We start from the raw sequence: 8,488 nt of genomic DNA, 5'->3' as shown, positions 1-8,488 counted from the left end.
GGATGCTTCAACCAGCCGCCGATGGCCTGCATCAGGTATCCGCGAAAGACGTATTCCTCCGCCGTTGCCTGCACCGGCACCAACAGCAGGGTCACGATGATGAGCGCAACCGTATTCGCGCCGATCTGCGGGCCGACAATCTCCTCCCCGAACAGCGGCGGAATGGCGAACAGCTGCAGGCCGAAGGTGACAGCGAAGACCACGACCGCAGGAAGGGCAAGCCGCCCCAACCAGCCCCAGCGCAGTCGCCCGGCCACCGACGAGATAAGACCCAGGGGCCTCGGCCCCATGATGAGCCGGGCCAGGATGATCGACGGCAGCATGAGCGCGACAGTAGCGAGCGAGAACGCCAAGATCACCGGCTGCGAGTTGTCGATCGTTCCTTCGAAGAGCAGCGTCTCGAATTGCGCGGCGACGCCGCCCACGTCAAGGAACGAGGCGATCAGCATCGCCACCGTGATGATCACGGTGAACACCACATAGATGCCCAAGGCGATCAGCCCCGTGACAATTGCCTTCCACCAGGCGTATTTGGGGGCGGAGCGAGCAAGGCGATGAAAGGCGTAGTTCACGCCATGAGCCTACCCGCGGGTGCCCTAGAACCGTCAGATGGAATACGTGCCAGGGTCCACGAAAAACTGACGGTCGAACTCATGCACGGGAGCGATCGGCCGCGGAACCGCGGGGCTCCCCACGAGCAGAGACTTAGGAGGCGCATCCTTGAGCACAACGGCTGCAGCACCGACGACGCTTCCCGCGCCCAGAACGACCGGGCCGAGCACCGAGGCTCCCGCACCCACCGTGACGTGGTCGCCCAGCGTGGGATGGCGTTTGGCCCGCTCCGATGACCGACCCCCCAGGGTGACCCCGTGATAGAGCATGACGTCGTCGCCGAGTTCCGCAGTCTCGCCGATGACGACGCCCATGCCGTGGTCGATAAAAAAGCGTCGGCCAATGGTGGCGCCGGGATGAATCTCAACGCCCGTGAGAAAGCGGGCGAATTGAGAAACGGCACGGGAGATGAAGTACCAACGCCAGCGCCACAGAATGTGCGCGATGCGATACCACCACACCGCGTGCAGACCCGAGTAGAGCCAGAACACTTCGGCGTTGCTGCGCGCCGCAGGATCGCGCAGGCGCGCTGTTGCAACATCCTCACGGATGCGGGAGACGACGCTCATCGCGCCGCTCCCGCCCGTGACATTCGAGGAGAAAGAGGGTCGGACACTAGTCCTGCAGGTGCTCGAACAGGATCGTGGAGAGGTAACGCTCACCGAAGTCGGGGACGACCACAACGATGGTCTTGCCTGCGTTCTCGGGGCGCTTGGCGACCTCGACTGCGGCGCTCACGGCCGCACCAGACGAGATGCCCACAAAAATGCCCTCTTCGACGGCGAGGCGACGCGCAAAATCGAGCGAAGCATCCAGTGAAACGTCGATGACCTCGTCATATACCTCGCGGTTGAGCACGTCGGGCACGAAGTTCGCGCCGAGGCCCTGAATCTTGTGAGGACCAGCCTTACCTTCGCTCAGCAGCGGGGAGTCGACAGGCTCGACCGCGATGACCTGCACCTCTGGCTTGCGCTCCTTGAGCAGGGTTCCGGCGCCCGTGATGGTGCCGCCCGTGCCGATGCCGCTGACCAGGATGTCGATGGCGCCATCGGTGTCGGCCCAGATCTCTTCACCGGTGGTCTTGTAGTGGATGGCCGCGTTGGCCGGGTTGCCGAACTGATCGGCCCACACGGCACCGGGGGTGTTCTCGACGATCTCCTTGGTCTTCTCGACCGCGCCGCGCATCCCCTCGCTTCCCGGGGTGAGCACAATCTCCGCACCGAACGCGCGGATCACCGAGCGACGCTCGCGGCTCATGGTGTCGGGCATCACGATGATGACCTTGTATCCGCGGGCAGCGCCCACCATAGCCAGGGCGATTCCGGTGTTACCGCTGGTTCCCTCGACGATGGTGCCGCCGGGCTTGAGAGCTCCGGATGCTTCTGCCGCGTCGATGATGGCCGCACCGATACGGTCCTTCACGCTGTTGGCGGGGTTGTAGAACTCGAGCTTGGCAAGCACTGTTGCCCCAGCTCCCTCCGTCACCTTGTTCAGGCGAACGAGAGGGGTGTTTCCGATGAGCTCGGTGACGTTGTTATAGATACGGGCCATGATCTCGTTACTCCCTGAAGGCTTGTGGGTATGTGTTCACCTTAAAGCCCAGCGCTCAATGGGCCCAAAATATTTCATCACGCGCAACGAAACCCGGTCCGCTGCACCGCAGCGGGCCGGGTTTCTGCTGTCTGGCCTATCCGAAGAGCCACTCGAGGTAGGCCCTCAGCTCCGCTGCCACGTCTTCGAGCGCCGCAACGATCGTGCCGATGATGCCCGGCTTCGCGGCTGCCTTGACGACCCGGCCGGCCGACGTGGCGGAACCATCCGTGTAGCCATCCTTCGAGGCGGTGACCGTGACGGTAAGCGTCGTGGAAGCATCCGCTGCCACGAGCTTGTACCTCTCGCCGGTGGCGCCCGCGATCGGCTGGCCGTTGCGGTTCCACTGGTAGGCGTAGGTGACCCCACTCACGCTCCAGCGCCCCTCGTTCACGCTCACGGTCTTGCCGACCCGCAGCGCACCCGTAATGAGGGGCACCTTCGTGTTTTCGATGGCCTCCTGCGCCGCCTCAACCTCGATCGGCACCTCGACTACGGTTCCCGTCTCCGGCACGGTCACGGTGAGTACCTGTGGACCACTGACACCCGCCGGGACGGTGATTGTGACGCTGGCCCTGCCCTGCTCATCGGTCGTGTCGACGATGGTCGGATCGATGGCCGCAGTGCCCAGCACGGTGTCCCCGAGGGCAACCTCGACGGTGGCCTGAGTCGGACCACCGCGACTGAAGAGCAGCGAGGAGAGATTCAGCGTCACCTGGTCGCCCACGGCATACGGGCCGGGCGCCGAGAAGACCACACCGACAGCCCGCTGCTCGTAGTCGACCTCGACCACGGGGTTAGCCGTGAAGTAGTCGACCATCGCTTGCAGATCGACCCGGCCGGAGTCTGCCGCGCCCGTCGCCTGCGCAAAGGTGCCGAAGTTATCGCCACCCGCTGCAAGGAACGAGTTGGCAACGACCTTGTAGTTTGCCGTTGGGTCGATCGGTTCGCCGTTCACCGTGATGGAGGTGATGTGCGAGCCCACCGCTGCGGTGGGGTCGTAGGTGTACTCGAGCGAGGCAGAAACACCGAGCTTGAGGAACGGTCGCTGAGCACCGGCGGGCTGCCACTGCTCCTCGAGCACGCTCTTGATCTGGGCTCCCGTGAGGGTGAGGGTCGTGAGCGTGTTGGCGAACGGTTGCACTGCGGCCGCCTCGGCGTAGGTTACGTTGCCATCCGGATCATTCGGCCCGGTCGAGCCATAAACCAGGTCGGCCCGTAGACCGCCCGGGTTCATGAAGGCGATTTCGGTAGCGGCATCCGCAGTAGCCCACAGCTGCACGTCGGCGACGAAGTTGCTGAGCGTCGACTCGCCACCGCGGTTCTCGGGGAACGGGGTGGTTGCCGTCGGGTTCTGCACTGCGCGGAACATCGACTCCTCGATTTCGCCGACCTTGACCGCGCCCTGCACGGCCGCGACGGCAACAGCATCCGCCACAATCGCCGCAACCTCGGGGTCGGGGGTGAACCCGGCGATCGGCAGCACCTCGCCTGCGAAGGCGAGGATCTCCTTGGTCACCGGGTCGACGCTCAGGTCGAGGTGCCCATAGTTGGCGCCGTACTGGCCCGCCGAAATCACCAGACGCGGGCGCTCCATGCCAGGGACCGTGACCTCGTGGTCGTAGGCAAGGTGCGTGTGGCCAGAGACGATCGCCGAGACCTCCGGGCTGATGCCCATGACGATCTGGCCGAAGGCCGAGTCGTCGGTTGCCGAGGCGATGTTGGTCGTGGCGGCTCCCTCGTGGACGAGCAGAACGAGAACGTCCGCCTCGCCATTGGCCACGTCACCATCCTGCAGATAGTCAGCGACTCGATTGACCTCGGGCACGATCGAACGGACCTCAAGAGTTGCGATGCCTGCCGGGCTCACGAGCTCCGGCAGCGCCTCCGTGACCGCGCCGATAAATCCGACCGTGACTCCTTCGAACTCCTGCACGAAGTACTCGTCGTAGGCCGGTTCATTCGTGGCTCGGTCATAGAGGTTGGCCGCAAGGTAGGGCCAGTCGGCCGCATCGAGGATGCGGTCATCAACGTCGGCGCGTCCCTGGTCGAACTCGTGGTTGCCGAACGAGCTCGTGTTGAGCCCAATCTCGTTGAGCACGTCGATCGTGGGTTGGTCGTTCTGGATGAACGACGTGAAGGTGGATGCTCCGATGAAGTCGCCAGCGCCCACGAACGTGGTGTTGGCGTTGAGCGCCCGCCAGTAGTTGACCATTCCGCCCATCTGGGCCGCTCCCGGAACTCCGCTGCCCGCCTCGAGCCGACCGTGGAAGTCGTTCACCGTGAGGATCTCAATCTCGACGGGAGCGATTTCGCTGCTGACGCCGACGACGATGGGGTCATGGTCGCTTGAGCGATAAACGGTCCCGGCCTCAGAGGCCGCGAACTCGTACCCGCGGTCAGACCACTCTGGCGAGTTGATCGTCCAGACGCCAGCACCTGTGATGTAGTTCGCGAGCGACGGGGAGGCGAACACGTGGTCAAGAGAGCCGAGCTCGCCGTCGAACGTGTAGGTGTATTGCCCATCGGTCTTGTCAGCAACGAGGTCTGAGAACCCCGCATCGGTCAGAACCTGAGCGGGGTCTTCTTCTGAATAGGCGTTGAAGTCTCCGATGAGGAAGACATCCGCCGACTTAGCTGGGTCGGCCGCGATCGAGTCGGAGAACGTCAACAGACGCTGCGACATGGCAACCCGCTCCGCGTTGAAGCGACCCTGCCCATCCGCCGGTTCTGCTCCATCGCCGCTCTTGGACTTGAAGTGGTTCGCCACAACGGTGAACACCTTGCCCGTGTCGTTTGACTCGAAGGTCTGCGCGACCGGCTTGCGGGCGATATCCCACACGGCGTCGAGGTCGGTGAAGCTCGCCCCGACGGGTGTGACCGCCGCCGGCTTATAGATGATCGCGCTAGCGATGAAGTCGGTGATAGCGGCATTGTTGAGCTCTGCGGGAGTGGCCGCATAGGCCCATGTGCCAGCACCGGCTGCGGCGTTGAGACCGTCGACCAGGTCGGCGAGCGCCTCATCGAGCGGCTCCCCGAGCTTGACCGAATTCTCGATCTCCTGCAGCGCCACCACATCGGCGCCGAGCCCGTTAATGGCCGCCACGATCTTGGACTTCTGCACAGCAAACTCTTGGGCCGTCTCGGCACCGCGGGCCTGCGAGTTCACGCTCGACAGTGTCGTGAAGTAGTTGTAGACGTTGAACGCGCCGACCTGGAAGTCGCCGCCAACCTCGGGAGCCGTCGCTGGGCGGGCGTTCTCACCGTTGAACGTGGGCTTGAGCGCTGCTGGGCTCGCATCGTTGATGGGCACCGTCGGCTGCAGACGCCAGTCGTCGAAGCCATACGAGAGCACATACGGCGTCGCGAACGACACGGTGTCGCCGTTGCGCACAACGGTGTCTGCCGTGAAGAACGGCTGAGTGCCCGGGTGGCTCGCGTTGCTGATCTGGATGCTGTAACCGTCGTCAAGCAGGATGCGATTGGCCCGGTTGGCCGCGGTAATGGCGGTGGCCGCTGGCCCAGCATCCGTCGTCTCCGTGCTCTTGACCGCCAAGGCTCCCGCGTTGAGCCACAGGGTGCCGAAGTTGAAAAGCTGGTGACTGGAACTCACGAGGTAGTTGCCGGTCGGAACAACGAGCTGGCTCTCGAGGGCCTCTCGCGCGTCGCCAACGGCGGTGTCGGGCATCGGGGTGCCGGCCGGAACTCCGACGGCCGCAGTGACCAGCTCTGTTGCCGCGGCTGTCGTTGCGGCAATCTGCGTCTGGCCGAAGTTCTCGCTCGCGGTGCCCGTGACCCGCACGAGATCGCCGATCGCCACACCGGGGTTGGCCGCGTTCAGATACACGAAGATGCCGTCGGAGGCACCAGGCGTCGCATCCGCCGCCCCGCCGGAGCCCGCCGTTTGGATGACCATGCCGCGGTAGTTGCTGACGCCGCGGTAGTCGGCGGTGACGACTCCCTCAACGGTGACGACGGAACCCGCGAGCGGAGTCGCTGCCCCCGTGCCCTGCACTTCGGCGATCGTGTGAGTCACGTCTACGGCGGATGCCGACGTGGCCCCGAGCCCCGAGAAGATGAGGGCTAGGGCACTGAGAGAAGCGACGGCAGCGAGCCGACCCCTCCGTGATGCGCGTGGTTCAGGGGCCGAGTCGGCAGGCTGCTTCATATGCGTCTCCCACTTAGACGTGCGCCACTTCACCGGAACGCACGAGGTCTACCCCCTTTTGGGGGACGAGACTGACGATATCCCAGCAAATTGCCAGTTCCAAGCGCTCATATGTTGCGGTTACCGGGTGTTCACCCGAAAGACACCCCGCTACTTAGGATTCGTAGCCTCGCGGGTTCGCCGACTGCCACGCCCAAGCATCCCGGCAGGCATCCTCCAGCGAACGAGTCGCCCGCCAGTGCAGCTCGCGGTTGGCCTTGTCGACGTTGGCATAGGTTGCGGCCGCGTCCCCGGGGCGAGGGGGCACGATTTCATACGGAATCTGATGCCCCACGACGGCGGAGTAGGCGGCGATCAGCTCAAGAACGCTCGTGCCGCGACCCGTTCCGAGGTTGTAGGCCTCGACTCCCGGCGCCAGCGTGGCGAGGGCCGCAACGTGCCCCGTCGCGAGATCCATCACGTGCACATAGTCGCGCACCCCGGTGCCATCGGGCGTGTCATAGGTGTCGCCAAAGACGGAGACGCGGTCGCGCCGACCCCCGGCGACCTGGCTCACGAACGGCATGAGATTGTTGGGAACCCCGAGTGGGTCCTCGCCGATCAGGCCACTCGGATGATTGCCGACGGGGTTGAAGTAGCGCAAGATCGCCACCTGCAGGTCGGGGTCAGACGCCGCGACATCCACCAAGATCCGCTCGATGATCGCCTTGCTGCGGGAGTATGGGTTGGTTGCCGCAAGGCCGGTCGGAGCGGTCTCGATGAGGGGCAACGTAATGGGCTCCTCATAGGCGGTGCCCGACGAGCTGAACACAAAACGGGAGACGCCGTGGCGTTTCATCGCCGCCAGCAGCTCGAGCGTGCTGTCGATGTTGTTGCGGTAGTACTCGAGCGGTTGGGCGACGGATTCGCCGACCGCCTTAAAGGCCGCCAGATGGATGACGGCGTCGACGGGATGCTCCGCCAGAACCTGGTCCGCCTGGCCGGGGTGCGAGAGGTCCGCCACGACAAGGGGGATGCTCGCACCGGTGATCTGCTCGACCCGGCGCACTGCTTCGGCGCTGCTGTTGGAGAGGTCATCCGCGATGACAACACTGTGCCCTTGCTCGATGAGCTCGACGGCAACATGGGTGCCGATGTACCCGGCACCTCCGGTCAGCAGGACTTTCACGAGGCTCCGTCGGTCGAGGTTGTTAGTGCTCTCCCGATCTTACGGCGGCGGGTTTGGGCGAAGCGCTTGAGCTCCCCTCGAACTGGGGGCGATCCATCCCGACGCAACGCCTCGGGCCGCGATATATCAAAATAGGCTGGAGGGATGATCCGAACTCATACCCGCCGAGCGCTCGCGCTCGCGCTCTCCCTCACCCTCGGGGCAGGAATGGTCGTTGCGACCGCGCCCGCCGCCATCGCTGTGCCCATCAACTGCACTCTGAGCAACCTGACCGCATCAGCCGGCACCCTCGCCCCGGCCTTCGATCCCTCCATCAGGGAATACGAGATCACGGTCCCCAACTCCACCACCTACTTTTCATTCACACCGACCGCGGGCGACCCTGCCGCCACCATCACGACATGGAACGGCGACGCTGGGGCTGTCACCCCCAGCGGAACCGGGACGACGCCGTCGTGGCTGCGGGTCGGCGCCAACATCATGACCGCGACGGTCGCGGTGCCGGGCGGCGGACCAAGCGTGCAGTACACGCTCACCGTGACGAAGGTCCCTGCGCCGCCCCCCGCCTACGATCTGAGCCTGAGCAGCCTCGCTGTCTCGCAGGGAAGCCTCAGCCCCTCCTTCGACCCCGCGACCACGTCGTACTCGGTCGATGTGCCGTATGAGACCAAGACCCTGGACTTCGTGCTTGGCTCGGTACCTGCCGAATACGGGCTCACACTGAGCGCCAGCATGCCGGTCGACGCCATGACCGTGAGACTTGCCGCATCCGGCACGCTCGCATGGATCACCGTCACGGCCCCCGACAGTACCTCCCGAACGTATTGGGTCACCATCACGCGCGGCCCGGCCCCCACCGCCGACGTCGCTCTCGCCAACCTCGAGCTCTCCGTAGGCACGCTCACCCCCGCCTTCGACCCCTCCATCACGAACTACACGGCGACGGTTCC

Annotated in this window: 5 protein-coding genes and 1 pseudogene; 1 reads left to right on the top strand and 5 read right to left on the bottom strand. The window is 64.7% G+C overall.

Annotation, left to right across the window (positions count from 1 at the left end; genetic code table 11):
- From AC062T_RS11855 to galE, 5 genes and pseudogenes are all read right to left on the bottom strand, one after another.
- Window positions 1–572, bottom strand: a pseudogene (locus AC062T_RS11855) (CPBP family intramembrane glutamate endopeptidase); the annotation flags it as partial.
- A 33-nt stretch (window positions 573–605) separates the two neighbouring features.
- Window positions 606–1,181 carry a serine O-acetyltransferase EpsC gene (gene epsC / locus AC062T_RS11850; RefSeq protein WP_476030273.1) on the bottom strand — a complete coding sequence of 192 codons (576 nt, stop codon included), beginning with the start codon at window positions 1,179–1,181 and terminating at the stop codon, window positions 606–608.
- A 46-nt stretch (window positions 1,182–1,227) separates the two neighbouring features.
- A complete protein-coding gene (cysK, locus tag AC062T_RS11845; protein WP_108518074.1) occupies window positions 1,228–2,163 on the bottom strand; it encodes a cysteine synthase A in 936 nt (311 codons plus the stop codon).
- Between the two features lie 136 nt (window positions 2,164–2,299).
- On the bottom strand, window positions 2,300–6,370 hold the full coding sequence (locus tag AC062T_RS11840; RefSeq protein ID WP_476030271.1) for an ExeM/NucH family extracellular endonuclease: 4,071 nt from the start codon (window positions 6,368–6,370) through the stop codon (window positions 2,300–2,302).
- A gap of 154 nt (window positions 6,371–6,524) precedes the next feature.
- Window positions 6,525–7,538 (bottom strand): UDP-glucose 4-epimerase GalE, encoded by a 1,014-nt coding sequence (galE, locus tag AC062T_RS11835; RefSeq protein WP_476030269.1) that lies wholly within the window; start codon window positions 7,536–7,538, stop codon window positions 6,525–6,527.
- 144 nt (window positions 7,539–7,682) lie between these two features.
- Between galE and AC062T_RS11830 the strand changes: the two genes are divergently transcribed.
- A partial coding sequence (locus AC062T_RS11830; RefSeq protein ID WP_476030267.1) for a cadherin-like beta sandwich domain-containing protein occupies window positions 7,683–8,488 on the top strand: 806 nt, incomplete at its 3' end.

Source organism: Homoserinimonas sp. (genome assembly GCF_056262345.1).
Note: the sequence above shows the minus strand (reverse complement) of the source record. Positions and strands in the feature narration are given on the sequence as shown.

Bases quoted from the DNA above. Each gene is read 5' to 3' on its own strand.
- epsC (WP_476030273.1), bottom strand. From the start codon at position 1,181: ATGAGCGTCGTCTCCCGCATCCGTGAGGATGTTGCAACAGCGCGCCTG.
- cysK (WP_108518074.1), bottom strand. From the start codon at position 2,163: ATGGCCCGTATCTATAACAACGTCACCGAGCTCATCGGAAACACCCCT.
- AC062T_RS11840 (WP_476030271.1), bottom strand. From the start codon at position 6,370: ATGAAGCAGCCTGCCGACTCGGCCCCTGAACCACGCGCATCACGGAGG.